Origin of the sequence: Colwellia sp. BRX10-4 (assembly GCF_014077465.1) — a bacterium.
In the GTDB taxonomy this organism is placed as follows: Bacteria; Pseudomonadota; Gammaproteobacteria; order Enterobacterales; family Alteromonadaceae; genus Colwellia_A.
This window is the reverse complement of record NZ_JACGVZ010000100.1, coordinates 1-576: the sequence shown is the minus strand read 5'-3', so window position 1 is coordinate 576 and position 576 is coordinate 1. Positions and strand designations below refer to the sequence as shown.

General features: G+C 34.4%; 1 protein-coding gene. It reads left to right on the top strand.

Features of this window, described 5'->3' with window-relative positions; translation table 11 throughout:
* The first annotated feature begins 23 nt into the window (after positions 1 to 23).
* The gene (locus H4J67_RS20000; RefSeq protein WP_182204921.1) at positions 24 to 473 is read left to right on the top strand and encodes a hypothetical protein; all 450 of its coding nucleotides are present in this window, start codon (positions 24 to 26) and stop codon (positions 471 to 473) included.
* Positions 474 to 576 lie beyond the last annotated feature (103 nt).

The following is a 576-nucleotide window of genomic DNA, read 5'->3' as shown; positions in this document are numbered from 1 at the left end:
GTTAGGCATATAGGAGTTTCATCTTGTTTCGAATACTTAGTTTAGTTTTAATCGGGGCGCTGTCTGGGTGTGCTAGTACAAAAGATGCAGAGAAAGTATCTGAATATATTTCACCAATTCAAGCAATTGAAAGAGCCGCTGAAGCTTCACCTAAAGGTGTAAAGGGATTCTTTGAATTAAATGTAAAAGCTACAGGAAAACCAAGAAATGTTGTATATCTAAATTCCGAACTTGATTATCGGGATCCAAGAAATATTTCAATTGCTATTTCTCCTAAAGTAAGGGAATCATTTATAAAAAAATATGGGGAAACTCCTGAGATATTTCTTAAAAATAAAAAAATCATTGTTTATGGCGAAGCAAGAAAAGTGAAGATATCTTTCGGATGTAATGGTAAAGAAAACGAAAATCAGTTTTATTATCAAACGCATGTGAGATTCAGTTCTTTAAGCCAATTACTTATAGTTCAGTGAAATATGCCTAACAAGCCATTCAAGCAGGACTTTTAACAGTTGGCTAGGTTCCGCTTCGCTTCACATTTTAGCCAACAATTAAAAGCCTCTTAATGGGGCGTTA